We start from the raw sequence: 223 nt of genomic DNA, 5'->3' as shown, positions 1-223 counted from the left end.
TGGCCTACGCATTGCAGAAGCCATCTCGCAGATGGCGAGCAGTTGGAACCCGTTTAATGGGGCCTTGGTCGCTCTATGCTGCGTTGTGATCGTGCTGGCGTTCGTATGGGTCTCGGGCCTTCTGGTGGTGGCACTATGCGAGATGTATCTAATCCTGTCCGCAGCCGTCCTCATGACCGGGTTTGGCGGATCGGAATGGACACGCGATCTTGCGACCAAGAGC

At 57.8% G+C, this 223-nt stretch carries 1 protein-coding gene; it reads left to right on the top strand.

Going from position 1 to position 223, the window contains the following annotated elements; genetic code table 11:
• Positions 1-10 precede the first annotated feature (10 nt).
• A partial coding sequence (locus ACP7IZ_RS13885; protein WP_426849754.1) for a type IV secretion system protein occupies positions 11-223 on the top strand: 213 nt, incomplete at its 3' end.

Origin of the sequence: Acetobacter sp. AAB5, from assembly GCF_050106715.1 — a bacterium.
GTDB lineage: Bacteria > Pseudomonadota > Alphaproteobacteria > Acetobacterales > Acetobacteraceae > Acetobacter > Acetobacter oryzifermentans.
Note: the sequence above shows the minus strand (reverse complement) of the source record. Positions and strands in the feature narration are given on the sequence as shown.